Below are 22530 nucleotides of genomic sequence, written 5' to 3' on the forward strand. Positions count from 1 at the left end.
ATTTCAATTAGCTGTTGCACAATGCATGATGCATTTTTGGTCAAAATAAGTTATAATGATATGATGAATTTTTGTGAGGAGAAATATGATGACAATTAAACAGCTTGTTACGAGTCAACACCCAATTCTAAAAAGATCAATACCTGATGTTACTTTATTTGACGCTCAATTAGCGGAGTTGTTACTCGATTTAGAAGATACAATGTATGACGTAGGTGCATCCGCTATATGTGCACCGCAAATTGGTATATCGCAAAAAGTAGCGATTATAGATATGGAAGTAGATGGCTTGTTACAACTGATTAATCCTCAATTAATAAGCGAATCTAATGAGAAAGTTACAGATTTAGAAGGATCTATTAGTATACCTAACGTATATGGTGAAGTGACAAGAAGTAAAATGATCGTTGTTAAAAGTAATGATAAAAATGGTAATGAAGTTGAAATGACCGCATATGATGATATTGCACGTATGATATTACATATGATTGACCATTTTGAAGGTAAGTTATTTACTGAGCGCGTAAGTAAATTTTTAAGTGAAGCTGAAATGGAGGCGTATTTTGACAATGAGTAAAATAATATTTATGGGGACACCTGATTTTTCAACTAAAGTTTTAGAAATGCTAATTGCTGAACATGATGTAATCGCAGTTGTAACGCAACCTGATAGACCAGTTGGTAGAAAACGTACGCTTACACCACCACCTGTAAAAAAAGTGGCAGTAGCACATGACATTGCGGTCTACCAGCCAGAAAAATTAGCACAATCAGAAGACTTAAAAGTACTTATTGATTTAAATGCAGACCTAATCGTCACAGCAGCTTTTGGACAAATATTACCAGAAACATTATTAGCATCACCTAAACTGGGTGCGATTAATGTCCACGCCTCATTGTTACCTAAATATAGAGGTGGCGCTCCAATTCATCAAGCGATTATTGATGGTGAAAAGGAAACAGGAATATCTATTATGTATATGGTTAAAAAATTAGATGCTGGTGATATTATATCTCAACGCGCTATCGAGATAGAACAGCAAGATGATGTAGGTACGATGCACGAGAAATTGAGTTTTTTAGGTGCAAACTTACTGAAAGAAACGTTGCCGTCTATTATAAGTGGCACGAACGACAGTATTGCTCAAAATGAAAGTGAAGCGACATTTGCCTCTAATATTAATCGTGAAGACGAGAAAATTGATTGGACACTTTCAGCAGAACAGATATATAACCATATTCGCGGCCTGTCACCATGGCCTGTTGCTTATACAGTAATGGATGACGGAAATTTAAAAATATATGCATCTAGAATTGAAAAAGATAAAACTGGAGAACCAGGTACGATTATAGAAACAACTAAAAAAGCAATTATCGTCGCGACTGGTTCCAAAGATGCTATTGCTTTAACAGACATACAAGTTGCAGGTAAAAAACGAATGCTTGCTGCAAATTACTTAAGTGGAGTGCAAACGCCACTCGTTGGGAAGGTATTATTATGACAATAGACACGAACGTAAGACAATTAGCGTTTGAAACTTTACAAGACATCATAAATGACAAAGCTTATAGCAATATCATCATTAATGAAGTTTTATCTAATAATGAATTAAATCGTGCAGATAAGGGATTATTTACTGAACTCGTTTATGGCACATTAAAAAGAAAATTTTCGCTGGATTACCTATTAAAACCTTTCGTTCAAACGAAGCTCAAAGGTTGGGTAAGACAATTACTATGGATGAGTATTTATCAATACGTATATTTAGACAAGGTTCCTGAACATGCAATTATAAACGAAGCAGTAGAAATTGCTAAACGTAAGGGTGGACCGCATAACGGTAACGTAGTAAATGGTATATTACGTAATATTATGCGCAGTGATTTGCCAGACTTCACTGAAATCACTGATGATAAAAAAAGAATCGCTATCGAATACAGTTTGCCAAAATGGTTAGTAGATCATTGGTCGACACACTTTGGTATTGAAAAAACTGAAGCAATCGCGGAATCATTTTTAACAAAAGTAGCGACAACTGTACGTGTAAATTTAACAAGAATTTCAATTGAAGATGCAATTAGAAGATTAGTTGAAGATGATTATATCGTGGAACAAGATAACGAAATTGATACATGTTTGCACATCAGTGGCAAACCAATTATCGAATCACGTATGTTCAAAGATGGTTTAGTTTCTATCCAAGATAAAAGTTCTATGTTCGTTGCGGAATTAATGGGATTAACTGAGGGCGACGAAGTATTAGATGCATGTAGTGCGCCAGGTGGAAAAGCGTGTCATATTGCAGAAGTATTAAATGGCACAGGTCATATTGATGCAACTGATATCTATGAACATAAGATAGATTTGATAGATTTCAATATTAAAAAATTACGATTGTCTAACATTTCTGCTTTTGAACACGACGCGACTGAAAAATATGGTAAAGTGTATGATAAGATTTTAGTTGATGCACCATGTAGTGGCTTAGGTGTCCTAAGACACAAACCTGAAATTAAATATGAACAATCGCAACAATCGATTCAATCATTAGTTGAAATTCAATTGGAAATTTTAAATAATGTGAAAGATAATTTAAAACCAGGTGGCACGTTAGTCTATTCTACATGCACAATTGAACAATTAGAAAATGAGAATGTAGTATATACATTTTTAAAAGATAATAAAGATTTTGAATTTGACACATTTGAACACCCGATTACTGGAGAAAAAGTGAAAACGATGCAAGTACTACCTCAAGATTTCAACTCTGATGGCTTTTTCATTACTAGGATTAGAAGAAAGGAAAATTAAATTATGATTACTGAAGAAAAGAAGAAAAAGAATAAGTTTCTTCCCAATTTTGAAAAGCAGTCCATTTATTCAATTAGATATGACGAGATGCAAGATTGGTTGATACAAAATGGTCAGCAAAAATTCAGAGCAAAACAAATTTTTGAGTGGCTTTACGAAAAACGCGTAGATAGCATCGACGAAATGTTGAATTTATCTAAGGAACTTAGAGAAGTTTTAAAAGAAAGTTTTACAATGACAACTATGACGACAGTCGTTAAACAAGAGAGCCGAGACGGTACAATCAAATTTTTATTTGAACTACAAGATGGCTATACAATTGAAACAGTTCTTATGAGACATGAATATGGGAATTCAGTATGTGTGACGACACAAGTAGGTTGTCGTATTGGTTGTACGTTCTGTGCATCTACATTAGGTGGATTGAAACGTAATCTAGAAGCGGGTGAAATAGTATCGCAAGTACTTACTGTTCAAAAAGCACTAGATGAATCAGAAGAACGCGTATCACAAATTGTTATCATGGGTATTGGTGAACCGTTTGAGAACTATGATGAAATGATGGATTTCTTAAAAATTGTCAATAACGATAATGGGTTGAATATTGGTGCCCGTCACATTACGGTATCAACTTCAGGTATTATTCCACGTATATATGATTTCGCAGATGAAGACATTCAAATTAATTTTGCTGTGAGTTTACACGGTGCAAATGATGAAATACGTTCTAGATTAATGCCTATTAACAGAGCATACAACGTTGAAAAATTAATGGAAGCTATTAATTATTATCAAGAAACAACAAATAGACGTATTACGTTTGAGTATGGCTTGTTTGGTGGCGTTAATGATCAACTTGAACATGCTAGAGAATTAGCGCATTTAATTCAAAACTTAAATTGTCATGTTAATTTAATTCCTGTTAACCACGTACCAGAACGTAATTATGTTAAAACACCTAAAGAAGACATATTTAAATTTGAGAAAGAATTAAAACGTTTAGGTATTAATGCAACAATTAGACGTGAACAAGGTGCAGATATAGATGCTCGCGTGTGGTCAATTAAGAGCGAAGGAACGAAAAGTAGAAACGAGGTAGAGACATGCTAAAAGCACAATTTTTTACTGACACGGGACAATATCGTGATAAAAATGAAGATGCAGGTGGCGTATTTTATAATCAAACAGAGCAACAGTTATTAGTGCTCTGTGATGGTATGGGCGGACATCTTGCGGGTGAAGTCGCAAGCCAATTTGTAACCAATGAACTGCAAAGTCGATTTGAAGAAGAAAATCTTATCGAGGCAGATCAAGCTGAAGATTGGTTGAGAACAACACTAAAAGCGATTAACCGTGAATTATATCAATTGTCAGTAGAAAATCCAAAATATCAAGGTATGGGTACGACTTGTGTTTGTGCATTAGTATTTGATAATTATGTAGTTGTTGCAAATATTGGGGATTCACGTGCGTATTTAGTGAATAGTAGAGATATTGAACAAATTACCAACGATCACTCATTCGTGAATCATCTTATGATGATAGGCCAAATTAGCGCTGAAGAAGCGTTTACGCATCCACAACGCAATATTATTACGAAAGTGATGGGTACGGATAAATTAGTTACGCCAGATATTTTTGTGAAAAAAACGAATTTTTATGACTTTTTAATGTTGAATTCTGATGGTCTAACTGATTTTGTTCGTAACCATATGATTCAAGAAGTATTAATTCAAGATAATGAATTAGAAACACAGGGACAAAATTTAATAGAACTTGCATTATCACAAGATACGAATGATAACGTAAGTTTAATTTTGGCTGAGATTGAAGGTGATAAAGTATGATAGGCAAATTAATAAATGAACGCTATGAAGTGATTAAAAAACTTGGTGGCGGTGGTATGAGTACTGTCTATCTTGCTGAAGACTCGATACTCAACCGACAAGTAGCAATTAAAGCAATTAGAATTCCATCGGGTGAAAAAGAAGAAACAATTAAACGTTTCGAGCGTGAAGTACATAACTTAACTCAACTTTCACACGACAATATTGTTAGTGTATTTGATGTAACAGAAAATGAAGAGAACTTCTTTTTAGTGATGGAATACATAAAAGGTCCAACATTATCAGAATACATTCAAGAAAATCGTCCATTAGATATTGAAACTGTGTTGAATTTCACGAGACAAATTATCGATGGTATCAAGCATGCGCATGATACTAAAATTGTTCACCGTGATATAAAACCTCAAAACATTTTGGTGGAAAAAGATAAAACTTTAAAAATATTAGATTTTGGTATTGCTAAAGCGTTAAGTGAAACAACAATGACCGAAACGAATCATGTGTTAGGTACAGTACAGTATTTATCTCCAGAACAAGCACGAGGAGAGTCTACAGATAATGGAACTGATATCTATTCCATCGGTGTAGTATTGTATGAAATGCTTGTTGGGAAGCCTCCATTTTCAGGAGAAACCGCAGTAAGTATTGCAATTAAGCATATACAAGACCCGATGCCCAATGTTACTGAGCATCGTTCAGATGTGCCACAAGCTATAAGTAATGTTGTGCTAAAAGCAACAGAAAAAGATAGATCTGAACGTTATGAAACTGTTAAAGATATGCAAGAAGATCTTGATAGTGCATTGTCAAAAAGTAGAGAGCATGAAGCGAAATATCTTTCAGATGATGCTAACACTAAAACAGTGCCTATAAATAAAGAAGAAATTGCTAATCAAACACAATCAGAAAATCAACATAAAAATATTAAAGAAACGATGCAAATTCCTATTGTGAATCAACAAAAATTCCAATCTAGTGAAGAGCATATATATGCAATGCCAACGAAACAACGTTCAAAGAAAAAGAAGTTTTTCTATGCTATTGTAATTATTCTTTTATTATTTGGCTTATTTGGTTTTATGGCTATGGGAATGTTTGGGAGTAAGTATTTAGAGACGCCAGACTTATCTGGTAAAACTGAAAAAGAAGCAGAAACAATATTAAAAGATAATAAATTAGAACTTGGTGATATTTCTCGTGAATATAGCGATAAATACTCTGAAAATAAAATTATTAAAACAACACCTAAAAAAGGTGAGCGTTTAGAGCAGAAGAGTAAGGTGGATATCGTTTTATCTAAAGGACCTAAATTAGCAGAAATGCCTAGTCTTTATGGTATCCCTAAATCCGAAGCGATGGATAAGTTGAAAGACTTAGGCATTAAAGACGCTAAAGTAAAACAAGCGTATACGAACCAAAATGTAGCTAAAGGATTAATCGAAGGACAAAACGTATCACCTGGCGATAAAGTTGAAGTGAATGATAGTAATATCGAATTAACTGAATCATTAGGTACAAAACAAGTTTATGTCGAAGATTATGAAAACAAATCTTTTAAAACTGCTAAGTCAGAATTAGAAGCTAAAGGCTTTAAAGTTGTAGTTAATGAAGAGCAAGACGACGACAAAGTTAAAAAAGATCACGTTATCAGCCAATCACCAAAAGGTGAAGAAGTTGATGAAGGTTCAACGATTGGATTCACAGTTTCTAAAGGAGCACCTGAGGAAAAAGATGAAGACAAGGACAAAGACAAAGAAGATTCTGATAAAAAAGATGAAGCTAAGTCTAAAGATGATGAACTAGACAAGACGTATACAGAGACATATCAGGTACAGTATACGGGTGATGATGATGAGAGCCAAGAAGTCAAAGTTTATGTAAGAGATAAAGATGACGAAGGCGATTCAGCTTCACAGACGTACAAGATAAAAGAAAACAAAACAGTAAAAATCCCAATGACAATTCAAAAAGGCGAGACGGCAGGATATACCATTCGCGTTGACGATAAAATCGTCGCTGATAAAGATATTCCATATGATTTTTAGCCAAAGCTTACGATCCGAACTCGCACTTAACGAACGAAGATAGTTTAGTATTGCTAACTTACCTTTGAGTCAAACAAATATAAGTAAACACCATTTCAACTGATATAAAGTCTGTTGAAATGGTGTTTTATTTTATAGGTTTTATTATTTTTATGAGAGTAATAAGATGATTTATACTGATTTTTATACGAAATAGTCATAAATCATATTTAAATTAAAAAGGCTTTGCTATAATATATAAGATAATAGTTTTTAAAGAGAGGTGTCTAAGTGAAGACAGGACGCATTATAAAATCATTAAGTGGCGTTTATCGTGTAGATGTAGAAGGGGAACTATACGATACGAAACCACGCGGTTTATTCAGAAAAAATAAATTTTCACCGATTGTTGGTGATGTAGTTGATTTCGAAGTTGAGAATATAACCGAAGGATATATTCAATACGTTCATGATAGAAAAAATGAATTAAAAAGGCCACTTGTTAGCAATGTGGATCATCTTATATTAGTAATGAGTGCAGTAGAACCTGATTTTTCAACGCAATTACTAGATAGATTTTTAGTCATTGCGCATTCATATCATATGCGCCCGCGTATACTCATAACTAAAAGAGATTTAGCCTCAGCAGAAATGCAGCAAAAAGTTATACAATTGTTAAATGTTTATGAAAATATGGGCTATAAAACACAATTTATTAGTATCGATGATGATATTGAACCTGTTTTTGTCGCTTGGGGAGAAGGACTTGCTGTATTAAGTGGTCAATCAGGTGTCGGCAAATCGACACTATTAAATAAATATTTTCCAGAACTGAATATTGAAACACAACATATTTCAAAAGCGCTTAACCGCGGTCGCCATACTACAACGCATGTAGAACTTTTTGAACGAAGCCATGGTTATATTGCTGATACGCCTGGGTTTAGTGCGTTAGATTTTACACATATCCAAAAAGACGAATTAAAAAATTACTTTATGGAGATCAATGAATACGGCGAACAATGTAAATTTAGAGATTGTAATCATATTAATGAACCAAAATGTAACGTGAAAATAGAGTTGGAAAAAGGAAACATTGCACAATTTAGATATGACCATTACTTACAACTCTTTAATGAAATTGCAAATAGAAAGGAAAGATATTAAATGGCAAAACTTTATCCATCATTATTATCAACTGATTTTTTAAAATTACAAGAAGAATTAACAGCATTAGAAGAAGCAGGTGTAGACGGTGTACACTTTGATGTTATGGATGGCCAATTCGTGCCAAATATCTCGATTGGTTTACCGATACTTGAAGCAGTACGTAAAGGTACTAAACTGCCAATTGATGTTCATTTAATGATTGAAGAACCAGAAAAATATGTCGAATTATTTGCCGACTACGGTGCTGATATGATTTCAGTGCATGTAGAAGCAACACCTCATATTCATAGAGTGATAGAACAAATAAAGAATAAGCATGTAAAAGCAGGTGTTGTAATTAATCCTGGAACACCAGTTGATGCAATCTTACCAGTGATAAAAATGGTAGATTTTGTATTAGTGATGACAGTGAATCCTGGTTTTGGAGGTCAATCATTTATTAGTGATACTGTTGATAAATTAGATCAACTATCGAAAATCAAAGATGAATTAAATTTAGACTTTGAAATTGAAGTAGATGGTGGTATTAACAATGAGACTGTTGAAACTGTTATAAACCATGGTGCTACAATGTTAGTTGCGGGGTCATATTTTTTCAAACATGATGATTACAAAGTAGTAACTAAGACATTGAAAGGCTGAAGCTAATGAAAGTGAATTTATTGTGTGGTAATAGAAATTTGCCTGAAAGTTTATTAAACACTGAAACAGATGCGCATTGGATTGGGGTTGATCGAGGAGCGTTACTTTTGATAGAAGCGGGAATAACACCTCGATTCGCTGTAGGTGATTTTGACTCAATTACTAGTGAAGAAAAAGCATTTGTTGAAAAAAGAATTGACATTAATCCATTTAATTCGGAAAAAAATGATACAGACTTAGCTTTAGGTATTGATCAAGCAGTGACCAATGGTTATAAAGAAATTTGTGTTTATGGTGCTACAGGCGGTCGATTAGATCATTTTATGGGTGCATTACAAATTTTAGAAAAACCAGAATATACAGAGCAAAATATTGTCATAAAACTTATTGATGTGAATAATGAAATTCAATTTTTAAAAACAGGGTCATATACGATTCAGAAAAATGACAATTATCGTTATATCTCATTTATTCCAGTTACGTACCCTACGATTATCTCGTTAAATAATTTTAAATATAATCTTGAAAAGGAACAACTTAAACTTGGATCTACGTTAACGATTTCCAACGAACTCAACCAAGCAGAAGGTAATGTGAATATTACTGAAGGTAATGTATTAATGGTGAGAAGTAAAGATTAAAATACAACGACAAATAATGCTCAAGTTTATGAATTAATTTAAATGAGCGCATAAAAAAAGACCAATCCTCCACATAAGGACTGGTCTTTTTCGTGCATTATATTTATTAAACTCTAGTTACTTTACCAGATTTTAAAGCACGTGCAGAAACCCAAACTCTTTTTGGTTTTCCGTCTACAAGAATTCTAACTTTTTGAAGGTTAGCATTCCATCTTCTTTTAGAAGAATTTAAAGCGTGAGAACGATTGTTTCCAGTTGAAGCTTTACGACCTGTTACGAAACATTGTTTGCCCATGAAAGTACCTCCTTTAATAAATATAAATACACGCATCTACTACATACTTGAATAATGTACCACAAATAAAAATAGATGTAAATAAGAAGTATGATTTTTTCTATTTACATAGATTCTACTTTTGTTAAAATCAAATTATGGTATAATTATAAACTGTGGATAAATGTAGAAATTTGCTTAATTAGATAAATTATATTATTTGTTAATTTTATAGTTAATTAAACAACCATAAACTAGGAGGCCCAATTTAAATGACATTAGAAATCACAAATGATTATGGTAGTATAGACATTTCAAACGAAGTAATAGCTTCAGTTGTGGGTAGCAAAGCAGTAGAATGTTATGGGATTGTAGGAATGGCTTCTAGACAACAAGTAAGAGATGGAATTGCTGAAATATTAGGGCATGAAAATTATTCTAAAGGTATTGTTGTAAGAGAAGGCGATGGCGTTATAGATGTTGATATGTATATCATTGTAAGTTATGGTACTAAGATATCTGAAGTAGCGAGCAATTTACAGTCAACAATAAAATACACATTAGAGCAAACATTAAAAGTAAAAGTAAATTCAATAAATATATTTGTACAAGGTGTTCGAGTTAATAATGGCACTAAGAACTAGGAGGACAATACGGAATGGTTAGCAAAATAAATGGTAAATTATTTGCCGAAATGATTATACAAGGGGCACAAAATTTATCAAATCATGCAGACTTGGTTGATTCATTAAATGTGTATCCAGTACCAGATGGAGATACAGGGACAAATATGAATTTAACGATGACATCTGGAAGAGAAGCAGTGGAAGAAAACTTGTCGCAAGCATATCGGTGAACTAGGGAAAACCTATTCAAAAGGTTTGTTAATGGGCGCTAGAGGGAACTCTGGGGTCATCTTATCGCAACTATTTAGAGGTTTTAGTAAAAGTTTAGAAGCGTATGATGAGATTAATGCACAGCAATTAGCAGAAAGTTTCAAAGCCGGTGTAGAAACTGCATATAAAGCAATTATGAAGCCTGTAGAAGGTACGATATTAACTGTAGCTAGAGATGCTGCAGATGCCGCTATGCGCAAAGTAGAAGAAACTGAAGATTGTATCGAATTGATGACATATATTTTAGAAGAAGCAGAAATCTCACTAGAAAACACGCCTAATTTATTACCCGTATTAAAAGAAGTGGGTGTAGTAGATAGTGGTGGTAAAGGTTTGGTTGTCGTTTATGTTGGTTTCCTTAAAGCATTAAAAGGTGAAACGGTAAGTGCTGAAACAGCTAAATTAGATAAAGATTCGTTAGTAAATGAAGCCCATGATTTTCATGGTGTAATTAATACTGAAGATATCGTTTATGGTTACTGTACAGAAATGATGGTACGTTTCGGGAAAAATAAAAAGGTATTTGATGAACAAACATTCAGAGAAGATATGAGTACATATGGTGACTCATTATTAGTCATAAACGACGACGAAATTGTTAAAGTACATGTACATAGTGAAAAACCAGGTGATGTGTTTAATTATGGTCAACAGTATGGAGAACTTATTAAATTAAAAGTAGAAAACATGCGTGAACAACACCGAGAAGTTGTAAAAAAAGAACAAGTAGGTCAAAGAGAGACTCAAACACCTGAAACAGTTGAAACGGCAGTTATTGCTATTTCAATGGGAGATGGTATATCTGAATTGTTCAAATCAATGGGTGCAACACATATGATTAGTGGTGGTCAAACAATGAATCCATCAACTGAAGATATCGTTAAAGTAATTGAACAGTCACAATGTAAACGCGCAATTATTTTACCTAATAATAAAAATATTATGATGGCGAGCGAACAGGCTGCAAATATCGTAGGTGCTGAAGCTGTCGTTATCCCAACTAAATCTATACCACAAGGCATTGCGACACTCTTTAATTATGATGAATCAGATGCGCTTGAAGCTAACAAAACACGCATGGTTGAATCACTTGAAGCAGTGAAATCAGGTTCAGTGACATATGCTGTAAGAGATACAAAAATTGATGGTGTTGAAATTAAAAAAGATGCGTTTATGGGCTTAGTTGAAGACAAAATCGTTACGAGTAACGAAAATGAATTTGAAACTGTTAAAGGTTTATTGTCTGAAATGATTCAAGATGATAGTGAAATCATTACGATGATTATCGGCGAAGATGCAAATGCATCATTGACTTCAGATATTGAAACTTGGCTTGAAGCATCTTATCCAGAAGTAGAATTAGATCAACATGAGGGCCAACAACCTGTATATCAATATCTATTCTCTGTAGAATAAATATATTTATTGAACACTTGTATATATGAATAGCTTCCACTTTAGGAAGCTATTTTAAATTGTCGACAAGGTCTAAAAGCTTTGTTGACAATTTTTTTGTGCACGTTTTCTGTGAGTAGAACTATAGCTTCACTATATATTACATACTTGCTTCACTAGGACATGACCTCAACCTATAGGCTGCGATTTGTTTTGGATTATTCGTATCATGGCGGGCGTCTTAGATGAAAAAAGTTCATAAACTAAAAAATATAGAGTTAGTCTACTAAGGATAAATTTTGTGACAGTAATTATTTTATTGTATGTAAAGATTTGTATAATTAAATTGAAAGTAAACATTTTTATTTAATTAAACCTTATACAACAATATTCTTCTTTTAAATGAGAATAATGCAACCAGTATTGGTTTATAATGTCTTGCTTAATTGTTATAATGAGTTGCATGCATATAAATGTAAGCGCATTACATTAGAAACATTAAAAATAAGAGTGGGGTATAATTATGAAATATAAAACAGTTTTCGATATTATAGGACCTACAATGGTGGGGCCGTCTTCATCTCATACTGCTGGTGCAGTAAGAATTGGATTAGTAGCAAAAGATTTATTTAATCAATTGCCAAAACAAGTTGATATCTATCTTTATGGTTCATTTATGGAAACGTACAAAGGACATGGTACAGATGTAGCACTTGTTGGTGGTTTGCTAGGTTATGATACAGATGATGACCGCATACAAACAAGTTTAGAAACAGCTGAGCAAATGGGAATGAAAGTGAATTTTATAGAAATGGCTGAAGAAAGATCACATCCTAACACTGCTATTATCAATATGAGAGATGCTGATAAAGAAATTTCTGTTGAAGGTGTTTCTATAGGTGGCGGTAAAATTGAGGTAGTTGCTATTAATGGATTTAATATTGCGATAAGCGGTAATTATCCAGCTCTGCTTGTGTTTCACAAAGATACTTTTGGCACGATTGGTCGTGTAGCAAATATTTTAGGTGATTCTAGTATCAATGTGGGGAGTATGCAAGTTTCTAGAAAAGAAAAGGGCGACCAAGCGTTAATGACTTGTGAATTAGATGAATCTGTGACAGATGAAATTATAGATAAAATTAAAAACGTCGAAGGTGTAGTGACAGTTTCACTCATGGGCGACGCCTAATGGAGGGTAACGCATGTTTAAAAGTGTGAAAGAACTAGTAGAAAAATGTGAAACAGAAAATAAAAAAATTCATGAAATCATGCTAGAGCAAGAAATGGAAGTAACTGGCTTATCCGAAGCTGATATTTATGCCGGCATGGATAAAAACTTACAAACGATGGAAAATGCACTTGATGAAGGGTTAGAAGGCGTAACTTCAACTACTGGATTAACTGGTGGAGATGCTGTGTTAATCAAAAATTATTTGAAGACAGGTAAATCATTAGCTGGACCAACTTTATTGGATGCAGTGAGTAAAGCAGTTGCAACAAATGAAGTCAACGCAAGCAATGGGTAAAATTTGTGCAACACCTACTGCCGGCTCTGCAGGTGTAGTACCAGGCGTATTATTTGGACTCAAACCACGCCTTGAACCTACAAGAAAAGATATGTTGAACTTCTTACTTACCTCTGGTGCGTTTGGTTTTGTAGTGGCAAACAATGCATCAATTTCAGGTGCAGCAGGCGGTTGTCAGGCAGAAGTAGGTTCTGCTGCAGCCGATGGCGAGCAGGTGCAACCGTAGAACTTGTCGGCGGAACGCCACAACAATCGGCTGAAGCTTTTGCAATTTGTTTGAAGAATATGCTAGGTTTAGTATGTGACCCAGTAGCCGGCTTAGTTGAAGTGCCTTGTGTGAAGAGAAATGCTGCAGGTGCATCAAACGCAATTGTCTCTGCTGATATGGCTTTAGCAGGTGTAACTTCAAGAATTCCCACAGATGAAGTGATTGAAGCAATGTACAAGATTGGCCAAACGATGCCATCAGCATTGCGTGAAACTGGTCGTGGAGGTTTAGTCGGTACACCAACAGGTCAGCGTCTAAAACAAGAAATATTTGGTGATTAAAAATGTCAAAAGTCAATTTAATAGATAGTCCCTTTCCTTTATCACAGATAAAAGGACTGGGCCCGAAAAGGTTGTCCGTATTAAATGAATTAAATATCCATACTGTAGAGGATTTAATTTTATATTTACCAACCCGTTACGAAGATAATACAGTAATTGACTTGAATACGGCCGAAGATCAAGCGACAGTGACAGTGGTAGGAGAAGTATATTCGACGCCTACTGTCGCTTTTTTTGGTCGTAATAAATCTAAGTTAACCGTACATATCATGGTCAATAATATTGCTGTAAAATGTACTTTTTTCAACCAACCATATTTAAAAAAGAAAATTGAATTGCATGGTACAGTTACGGTAAAAGGTAAATGGAATAGAAGTAAACAAGAGATAAATGGCAGTAGAATGTTTTTCAATCAACAAGAGACTCAAAAATCACAATTTGAACCTGTTTATCGTGTTAAAGAAGGCATTAAACAAAAACCATTGAGGGATATGATTCGACAATCGTTGGGAGAAGTCACTATACATGAATGGCTCTCTGATGAATTGAGACAAAAATATAAATTAGAATCATTAGAGGATACGATTAAAGCGTTGCATTTTGCCACAGACAAGGCATCTTTGCTTAAAGCACGTAGAACATATGCTTTTACAGAATTATTTATGTTTGAGTTACGAATGCAATGGTTAAACCGATTAGAGAAAACATCGGATGAAGCGATTGAAGTAGATTATGATATTAATTTAGTGAAACATTTTATAGACTGCCTTCCTTTTGAACTCACTGACGCGCAAAAGCATAGTGTTAATGAAATATTCAGAGACTTAAAAGCACCAATAAGAATGCATCGTCTCTTGCAAGGTGACGTGGGTTCAGGTAAAACTGTCGTAGCGACAATCTGTATGTACGCACTGAAAACTGCGGGATTTCAATCAGCATTGATGGTGCCTACTGAAATATTAGCAGAACAGCATGCAGAAAGTTTAGTTGAAATTTTCGGCGACAGGATGAATGTGGCCTTACTTACAGGTTCAGTAAAAGGTAAAAAACGAAAGTTGTTACTAGAGCAACTACAAAATAATGAAATTGATTGTATTATCGGCACACACGCCTTAATACAAGATGATGTAGTATTTAATAATGTAGGTCTAGTAATAACAGATGAACAACATCGTTTTGGTGTGAATCAACGTCAATTGTTGAGAGAAAAAGGTGCGATGACTAACGTCCTTTTCATGACAGCTACACCTATACCACGAACATTAGCTATATCCGTTTTTGGTGAAATGGATGTCTCATCCATTAAACAATTACCAAAAGGCAGAAAGCCGATTATTACTTCATGGTCCAAACATGAAGCTTATGAAAGTGTACTCAATCAAATGACTTCGGAATTAAAAAAAGGTAGGCAGGCATATGTAATTTGTCCTCTAATTGAAAGTTCTGAGCATTTAGAAGATGTGCAGAACGTTGTTGAGTTGTATGAATCGCTACAGATATATTATGGTACTGAAAAAGTAGGATTGCTACATGGTAAGTTGCATTCAGAAGAAAAAGATAGAGTAATGCAGCAATTTAGTAATCATGAAATAGACGTTTTAGTATCTACAACCGTTGTAGAAGTAGGAGTGAACGTACCTAATGCAACGTTCATGATGATTTATGATGCTGATCGTTTCGGTTTATCTACTTTACATCAGTTAAGAGGGCGTGTAGGTAGAAGTGAACAACAAAGTTATTGTGTACTCATTGCTTCACCGAAAACAGAAACAGGTATAGAGCGCATGAATATTATGACACAAACGACAGATGGTTTTGAATTAAGTGAACGTGATTTAGAGATGAGAGGACCTGGCGATTTCTTTGGTGTGAAACAAAGTGGTTTGCCTGACTTCTTAGTCGCAAATGTTGTTGAAGATTATAAAATGTTAGAAGTAGCAAGAGATGAAGCAACTGAATTGATTCAATCTGGTGTCTTTTTCGAAGCTCAATATCAAATGTTGAGAACATTTGTTGAAGAAAACTTATTATATATGAGTTTTGATTAATAAAGAAAGTATAAAAAAACGGGGCTGAGACATATATTTATGTCTCGGTCCCATTTTTAAATTGAATGTATAATGTTTGTTAATTAACGCCTACGTCAGACCAAGCCTTTTCAATTGCTTTAGATGTTTCGCTATTCGTACCATAAAGGTGGTTCGAAGCTTCTTTTAATGATGCCTTTGCATCAGAAAATTGAGCGTTAGGCGTTAAATATTGTGTGAGTGCTAAATAATAAATTTGTTCAGCTTTTTCTTTGCCAATCGCATTAATTGTTAGGTATGCGGCTTTGTTAGGAATGCCACTATTGGTATGAACACCACCGCTATCTTGGCTGCCTTGTAAATATTGATCCATATGCGCAGGTTGGTTATACTGTTCTGGATTTTTTAAACTTCTTAATGCATCACCATCTTTATTCGGTGTATATACATCCTCGCCGAGTAACCAATCGTCTGAATCAACAAAATAACCAAAAACGTCAGAGAAAGATTCGTTTAATGCACCCGATTGATGACTATACTCTAAACCTGCAGTGCGTTCTGTTACTGCATGTGTGAGCTCATGGGCAACGATATCATTCGCACCTGACAATGCCTTAAACGTCTGGCCGTCCCCGTCACCATAAATCATATATTGACCCGTCCAGGCGGCGTTATTAAAGTTTTTGTCATAATGAACGACCGAATCAATGTCACCGCCGTTATTATCATAACTGTTTCTATCATGTTTATTGAGGAAATAGTCATAGACTTCTTTGGCATAATAATGGGCATCTACGCCGGCGCGTTGTTCTTCTTTATTGAAATGATTGCTGTCATTTGTAATAGGTGAATAGGCATTTGTCGTTTCATTTGCAGTTTTAGTTTCTATGACTGCATCTTGAGAAGTATCGAGTAATGAATATGAATCATTTGCTTTTGTAACGCTTAAAGGTTGTTTTTCATCTCCATTAACGCCTGTCCCTTTACCTTCAGTTGTTGCATTTTTAATAACGTTTTGTTTTTTTAATACTTCACCGGTAGTAGCATCAATTTGGATTTTCCAATGTGCTTGCTTTAGGAGAAATATAATTAAGTTCAATATCATAAACAAGTCTTTGCTTATCACTATTTATATCAATATTGTTTTTACTGACAACAGGATAGCTTTTTATGTTTTTTACATCAGACTTTGCTTTGCCTATTGCTTCAAAAGCTTTATTTTCAGCGTTAGCAGAAGATAATTTAGCTTCATTTTCTACTTTTATGTATGGTTTATCTACATTACCATTTATCAATGTTACTTTACCATTTTTATTGACATGTACTTTGATTGTTGTGCCGTCTGATGTAATGTCGTTTACTTTAGGCTTCAATGCGTAATGTGTGACGCCAGTTTTATCTTGTTGTTTATCTATCACGTTATATTGTTTGAAAGCTTCTTTATTGATAGTTTCTTGCTTAGTCTTGGATGATTGATTAACAAGAGATTGTGCATTATTTTGTAAAAATTGTTCTACATCTGCATCATTATTAATCGCAGGGGTATTTGATGACTCTAGACTTTCAGGCTTAATACTATTACTTTCTTGTGCATCAGCATAGCTTGTAGTGAAGGCTAATAATGAACATGACAGTAATGTAGTTGATAATATTTTTTTCATTAGATCCTCCTAAATAAAGTATCCAATTAATGGAATGATTTTTGAAAAATAAATATAATACATCTTTAAAACAATTCAAATTATACATTTCAATTTTATTTAATTCAATATCTTAATAAATATTTATATAGAATGATTAGTATTTGTATTTATTTTGATAATTAAACCGACTGGAAAACGTTTTAAACGTTATAATATTTTTTATATTGGATATCTGACGTGAAAAACATCTAAGGAAGTATGTTTTTTGTTGAGCTAATGAAATAGAAAGTGTTATGATATGTTAGGAATGTTTAAGACTTGGTACTAAAAATTAGGTAATTTAGGTGGTTAGAATAAAATGAAGTTAAAAAAACAAGAACGACGCGAAGCAATTAAAAAAGAAATTGAAAAAAACCCCTTTATTACAGATTTAGATTTGAGTACACTTTTTTCAGTGAGTATTCAAACTATTAGGTTAGATCGTACATACTTAGATATTCCAGAACTAAGAAAACGAATTAAATCCGTAGCAAGAAAAAATTATGAAAGTATTCGATCCATTGATGGTAGTGAAATCATAGGCGATGTAATAAATGTTCAGCCTGATCAACTCGCAACTTCAATTATAGATATTGATGAAGATTCTGTATTTACTAGAAATAAAATTGCCAGAGGACATGTACTTTTTGCACAAGCGAATTCCCTGTGTGTAGCACTGATACATAAACCTGTTGTGTTAACTCAGGAAAGTAATGTAGCATTTTTAAAAACAGTGAAATTAAATGATACAGTACGTGCTGATGCACAAGCGATTGAAATTACAAGTAAATATTATATGATAAAAGTAAATTCGTATGTCAAAGATACTTTGGTATTTAGAGGTACATTCAAAATGTATTATACAAGTGAGGATGAACAAGATGGTTAAAATAGCGATTGATATGATGGGTGGAGACGATGCACCTGAAATCGTTTTAGAAGCTGTTGAAAAAGCTGTGAATGATTTTAAAGATTTAGAAATAATTTTATTTGGTGATCAAACTAAATGCACACTCAAACATGGTCGTGTAGAAGTACGTCATTGTACAGAAGAAATTACGATGGACGATGAACCAGTTAGAGCGATTAAACGTAAAAAAGATAGCTCAATGGCTCGTATGGCTGAAGCGGTTAAAGCTGGTGAAGCAGATGGTTGTGTATCTGCAGGAAATACAGGTGCATTGATGTCTGCTGGTTTATTTATAGTAGGACGTATTAAGGGTGTTGAACGCCCGAGCATTAGTCCTCACTTTGCCAACAATTTCTGGAAAAGGATTTGTGTTTATGGATGTAGGTGCTAATGCAGATGCCAAGCCGGAACACTTATTACAATATGCCCAATTAGGCAATATTTATGCCCAAAAAATCAGGGGCGTTGAACAGCCTTCAGTAGGTTTGTTGAATATTGGTACAGAGGCAGCTAAAGGTAACACATTAACTAAAAAAGCATTTAGTTTGATGGACGAACAAAATGTCTTCAATTTCACAGGAAACGTAGAAGCAAAAGGTTTAATGGATGACGCAGCTGATGTTGTAGTTACAGACGGATATACTGGTAATATGATTCTTAAAAATTTAGAAGGTGTTGCAAAAGCGATGGGTAAAATGCTTAAAACAACGCTTCTAAGTAGTTTCAAGAATAAAATTGCCGCACTTGTATTACGTAAAGACTTAAATGGTTTGATGTCAAAAATGGATTATGCAGAATATGGTGGTTCGGTATTATTAGGATTGAATGGCATTGTAGTAAAAGCACATGGTAGTTCTAGTGCGAAAGCTTTTTATTCAGCAATCCGTCAAGCTAAAATAGCTGGAGAACAAAATATTGTAGAAACTATGAGAGAAACGGTGGGTAAAGTAAATGAGTAAAACTGCGATTATCTTCCCAGGCCAAGGATCACAAAAAGTCGGGATGGCAAATGATTTATTTAATCAAAATGATGCTCGCAACAAAGATTCTTAATCAAGCACAAGCAAAAATGGATTTTGATATTTTAGAAACAATGTTTTCAGATGAAGAAAACAAATTAGGTCAAACAGAAAATACACAACCTGCGTTGCTAACACATAGCTCAGCTTTATTACAAGCACTTAATAATCTAAATGCTGATTATACAATGGGTCATAGTTTAGGTGAATATGTGAGTCTAGTAGCGAGTGGTGTATTGAAATTTGACGATGCAGTTCAAATTGTTCGTAAGCGTGGACAACTGATGGCCGTCGCTTTTACTGATGGTGTTGGAAGTATGGCTGCAGTATTAGGTTTGGATTTTGATGATGTTAATGCAATATGTCAAAAACTTTCAACAGATGAAGAAATTATTGAACCAGCAAATATTAATTCACCTGGACAAATCGTTGTCTCTGGACATAAAACATTAATAGATAAATTAGTGGCAGAAGGTAAAGCATTAGGTGCGAAACGCGTCCTACCACTTGCTGTGTCTGGCCCATTTCATTCATCTATGATGCAAGTGATCAAAGACGATTTTGCTGAGTATATTGAACAATTTGATTGGAATGATGCGCAATTCCCTGTAGTTCAAAATGTGCACGCAAAAGGTGAAACAGATGCAAATGTAATTAAGGATAATATGATTAAACAATTATATTCACCAGTACAATTCATTGATTCAACACAATGGTTAATTGATCAAGGTGTAGATCACTTTATTGAAATTGGTCCTGGTAAAGTACTTTCAGGTTTAATTAAAAAGATAAATAGAGATGTGAAAATAACTTCAATTCAAACATTAGAAGATATGAAAGCGTGGAATGAAAATGACTAAAAGTGCATTAGTAACTGGTGCTTCAAGAGGTATAGGACGTAGTATAGCGATTCAATTGGCAGAAGAAGGATACAATGTTGCTGTGAATTTTTCGGGAAACAAAGAAAAAGCGGATGCTGTCGTAGAAGAAATTAAAGCGATAGGCGTTGAAAGTTTTGCTATTCAAGCAAATGTTGCAAATGGTGATGAAGTAAAAGCAATGATTAAAGCGGTTGTTGGCGAATTTGGTTCAGTTGATGTCCTTGTTAATAACGCAGGTATTACCCGTGATAATTTGCTTATGCGTATGAAAGAGCAAGAATGGGATGACGTAATTGATACAAACTTAAAAGGTGTTTTCAACTGTATTCAAAAAGTGACACCACAAATGCTAAGACAAAAGAGTGGTGCAATTATTAATTTATCAAGTGTTGTTGGAGCCATGGGTAATCCAGGCCAAGCAAACTATGTTGCGACTAAAGCTGGCGTAATTGGTTTAACGAAATCAGCAACACGTGAACTGGCTTCAAGAAACATCACAGTAAATGCTGTTGCACCAGGTTTTATTGTTTCTGATATGACGGATGCTTTAAGTGATGAGCTTAAAGCAAAAATGTTAGAACAAATCCCATTAGCAAAATTTGGGAAAGATCAAGACATTTCTCACACTGTAGCATTTTTAGCTTCAGACAAAGCGAAGTATATTACGGGTCAAACAATACATGTCAATGGTGGTATGTACATGTAAGTAAGTGCTACACAGCATGACAAATTTTGTTTTATAAAACTTCTGATCTCACATAGGAGATTATGATAAGGTATAAAGTATAGATTTAAAATGATTGTGTCACAACTTCATTACTACACTTGATTGTATAAGATCCATTAATATAATGTTATACAGTACAATCATTCGAAATACTACTTGTATTTCAATTGATAAAGTGGGAAAATATATAAGTCTATAATTAGATTTTTTAAAGGAGGTGAATCGACGTGGAAAACTTCGACAAAGTAAAAGATATCATCGTTGACCGTTTAGGTGTTGACGCTGAAAAAGTAACTAAAGAGGCATCTTTCAAAGATGATTTAGGCGCTGACTCACTTGATATTGCTGAATTAGTTATGGAATTAGAAGACGAATTTGGTACTGAAATTCCTGATGAAGAAGCTGAAAAAATCAACACTGTTGGTGACGCAGTAAACTTTATTAATAGTATCGAAAAATAATAAAAAAAATATCTGAGTCGTTGAGATGACGGCTCAGATTTTTTATTGATTTTAAACAGAATTTATATTGTAAGATAATACTGCTATAGCGATTTTTACTAGATATATAGATGGTAAATACAGTAGACAGTTTTTTCTTTAGTTTTATTGTATTTTCACGTAAAATATAAAGGTATTAGTACTTTAGCATTAAATCTGAGGAGGAAATAGATTGACCAATTATAAAAAAATAGAAATGGTTAAAGCATTTGAAAAAAAATTTGCGCAGAAGATGCAAGAATTAGACTTGAATTTTAAACAAATAGAATTATATCAGCAAGCATTTTCGCATTCGAGTTTTATAAATGATTTTAATATGAATCGTTTAGAGCATAATGAACGATTAGAATTTTTAGGAGATGCGGTATTAGAATTGACGGTTTCACGTTATTTATTTGATAAATATCCAGAATTGCCAGAGGGTAATTTAACAAAAATGCGTGCAACAATTGTTTGTGAGCCTTCACTTGTAATATTTGCGAAAAAAATTCAAATCAATGAACTTATCTTGTTAGGTAAAGGTGAAGAGAAAACAGGTGGCAGAACCCGTCCCTCACTCGTATCAGATGCATTTGAAGCATTTGTAGGTGCATTATATTTAGACCAAGGTTTAGAATCTGTGTGGAAGTTTGCAGAACAAATTATTTTTCCGTATGTCGAAGATGAAGAACTTGATGGCGTTGTTGACTTTAAAACCCAATTTCAAGAATTTGTCCATAGACAAAATAAAGGTGATGTCACTTATCGTTTAATTAATGAAGAAGGACCAGCGCATCATCGTTTATTTACTTCTGAAGTGATTTTAGAAAATGCCGCAGTAGCGGAAGGTAAAGGGAAGACTAAAAAAGAATCCGAACAAAAAGCAGCAGAAAGCGCATATAAATCAATGAAAAACAAAGCTAAATAACTTTGTTATAAAACAATATGATAAGAAGTGAATCATATATTGTTAAAACCTTCGCAATAGCAATGTAGTTAATTAAGAAATATATTAGCCTTCAGGTTAAT

At 33.9% G+C, this 22530-nt stretch carries 16 protein-coding genes and 6 pseudogenes; 20 read left to right on the forward strand and 2 right to left on the reverse strand.

Annotated features, from left to right (window positions below; all coding sequences use genetic code 11):
* Positions 1 to 88: 88 nt before the first annotated feature.
* The 9 genes and pseudogenes from ABLV95_RS03855 to ABLV95_RS03895 all read left to right on the forward strand — a co-directional run bounded on the left by ABLV95_RS03855 (position 89) and on the right by ABLV95_RS03895 (position 9136).
* Complete coding sequence (locus ABLV95_RS03855; protein WP_056935551.1) at positions 89 to 577, forward strand: peptide deformylase; 489 nt, start codon at positions 89 to 91, stop codon at positions 575 to 577.
* Entirely contained in the window at positions 570 to 1502 is a 933-nt protein-coding gene (fmt, locus tag ABLV95_RS03860) for a methionyl-tRNA formyltransferase (protein WP_069816484.1), read from the forward strand. The genes ABLV95_RS03855 and fmt overlap by 8 nt, the downstream gene beginning before the upstream one ends.
* Before the next feature lie 2 nt (positions 1503 to 1504).
* Positions 1505 to 2812 carry a 16S rRNA (cytosine(967)-C(5))-methyltransferase RsmB gene (gene rsmB, locus ABLV95_RS03865; protein WP_256092382.1) on the forward strand — a complete coding sequence of 436 codons (1308 nt, stop codon included), beginning with the start codon at positions 1505 to 1507 and terminating at the stop codon, positions 2810 to 2812.
* Between the two features lie 3 nt (positions 2813 to 2815).
* Positions 2816 to 3911: pseudogene (gene rlmN / locus ABLV95_RS03870) on the forward strand (23S rRNA (adenine(2503)-C(2))-methyltransferase RlmN).
* A gap of 4 nt (positions 3912 to 3915) precedes the next feature.
* Entirely contained in the window at positions 3916 to 4659 is a 744-nt protein-coding gene (locus ABLV95_RS03875; RefSeq protein ID WP_069816101.1) for a Stp1/IreP family PP2C-type Ser/Thr phosphatase, read from the forward strand.
* Entirely contained in the window at positions 4656 to 6704 is a 2049-nt protein-coding gene (gene pknB / locus ABLV95_RS03880) for a Stk1 family PASTA domain-containing Ser/Thr kinase (RefSeq protein ID WP_427704790.1), read from the forward strand. Before ABLV95_RS03875 ends, pknB begins: the two co-directional genes overlap by 4 nt.
* Positions 6705 to 6974: 270 nt before the next feature.
* Entirely contained in the window at positions 6975 to 7850 is an 876-nt protein-coding gene (gene rsgA / locus ABLV95_RS03885) for a ribosome small subunit-dependent GTPase A (RefSeq protein WP_460876445.1), read from the forward strand.
* Positions 7851 to 8495: a ribulose-phosphate 3-epimerase gene (gene rpe / locus ABLV95_RS03890; RefSeq protein WP_069816095.1), complete on the forward strand. Its 645-nt coding sequence runs from the start codon at positions 7851 to 7853 to the stop codon at positions 8493 to 8495. It abuts the gene before it with no gap.
* A gap of 5 nt (positions 8496 to 8500) precedes the next feature.
* Positions 8501 to 9136, forward strand: coding sequence for a thiamine diphosphokinase (locus ABLV95_RS03895; RefSeq protein WP_069816093.1), 636 nt, complete (start codon positions 8501 to 8503; stop codon positions 9134 to 9136).
* Positions 9137 to 9242: 106 nt separating this feature from the next.
* On the opposite strand, the gene rpmB is transcribed toward ABLV95_RS03895, so the two are convergent.
* Positions 9243 to 9431: a 50S ribosomal protein L28 gene (gene rpmB, locus ABLV95_RS03900; protein ID WP_002507894.1), complete on the reverse strand. Its 189-nt coding sequence runs from the start codon at positions 9429 to 9431 to the stop codon at positions 9243 to 9245.
* Between the two features lie 251 nt (positions 9432 to 9682).
* Between rpmB and ABLV95_RS03905 the strand changes: the two genes are divergently transcribed.
* The 5 genes and pseudogenes from ABLV95_RS03905 to recG all read left to right on the forward strand — a co-directional run bounded on the left by ABLV95_RS03905 (position 9683) and on the right by recG (position 15824).
* Positions 9683 to 10054, forward strand: a complete 372-nt coding sequence (locus ABLV95_RS03905; RefSeq protein WP_069816091.1) for an Asp23/Gls24 family envelope stress response protein — start codon at positions 9683 to 9685, stop codon at positions 10052 to 10054.
* 14 nt (positions 10055 to 10068) lie between these two features.
* A pseudogene (gene fakA / locus ABLV95_RS03910) lies at positions 10069 to 11722 on the forward strand (fatty acid kinase catalytic subunit FakA).
* Between the two features lie 502 nt (positions 11723 to 12224).
* Positions 12225 to 12890 carry an L-serine ammonia-lyase, iron-sulfur-dependent subunit beta gene (gene sdaAB / locus ABLV95_RS03915; RefSeq protein WP_069816087.1) on the forward strand — a complete coding sequence of 222 codons (666 nt, stop codon included), beginning with the start codon at positions 12225 to 12227 and terminating at the stop codon, positions 12888 to 12890.
* 13 nt (positions 12891 to 12903) lie between these two features.
* Positions 12904 to 13776: pseudogene (gene sdaAA, locus ABLV95_RS03920) on the forward strand (L-serine ammonia-lyase, iron-sulfur-dependent, subunit alpha).
* Positions 13777 to 13778: 2 nt separating this feature from the next.
* Entirely contained in the window at positions 13779 to 15824 is a 2046-nt protein-coding gene (gene recG / locus ABLV95_RS03925; protein WP_460872595.1) for an ATP-dependent DNA helicase RecG, read from the forward strand.
* 79 nt (positions 15825 to 15903) lie between these two features.
* On the opposite strand, the pseudogene ABLV95_RS03930 reads toward recG, so the two are convergent.
* A pseudogene (locus tag ABLV95_RS03930) lies at positions 15904 to 17464 on the reverse strand (M4 family metallopeptidase).
* A 340-nt stretch (positions 17465 to 17804) separates the two neighbouring features.
* Here ABLV95_RS03930 and fapR point away from each other — a divergent pair.
* From fapR to rnc, 6 genes and pseudogenes are all read left to right on the forward strand, one after another.
* Positions 17805 to 18374 carry a transcription factor FapR gene (fapR, locus tag ABLV95_RS03935; RefSeq protein WP_069832882.1) on the forward strand — a complete coding sequence of 190 codons (570 nt, stop codon included), beginning with the start codon at positions 17805 to 17807 and terminating at the stop codon, positions 18372 to 18374.
* Positions 18367 to 19354 (forward strand): annotated as a pseudogene (gene plsX / locus ABLV95_RS03940) (phosphate acyltransferase PlsX). Before fapR ends, plsX begins: the two are co-directional and overlap by 8 nt.
* Positions 19347 to 20274: pseudogene (gene fabD / locus ABLV95_RS03945) on the forward strand (ACP S-malonyltransferase). The pseudogenes plsX and fabD overlap by 8 nt, the downstream one beginning before the upstream one ends.
* A complete protein-coding gene (gene fabG, locus ABLV95_RS03950) occupies positions 20267 to 21001 on the forward strand; it encodes a 3-oxoacyl-[acyl-carrier-protein] reductase (protein WP_460876447.1) in 735 nt (244 codons plus the stop codon). The pseudogene fabD and the gene fabG overlap by 8 nt, the downstream one beginning before the upstream one ends.
* Before the next feature lie 248 nt (positions 21002 to 21249).
* Complete coding sequence (locus ABLV95_RS03955; protein ID WP_002507883.1) at positions 21250 to 21483, forward strand: acyl carrier protein; 234 nt, start codon at positions 21250 to 21252, stop codon at positions 21481 to 21483.
* Positions 21484 to 21718: 235 nt separating this feature from the next.
* Positions 21719 to 22429 (forward strand): ribonuclease III, encoded by a 711-nt coding sequence (gene rnc / locus ABLV95_RS03960; RefSeq protein WP_370736906.1) that lies wholly within the window; start codon positions 21719 to 21721, stop codon positions 22427 to 22429.
* The last annotated feature ends 101 nt before the right edge of the window (positions 22430 to 22530 follow it).

The sequence above is a fragment of the Staphylococcus sp. Mo2-1 genome (genome assembly GCF_046721385.1).
Taxonomy (GTDB): Bacteria; Bacillota; Bacilli; order Staphylococcales; family Staphylococcaceae; genus Staphylococcus; species Staphylococcus equorum_A.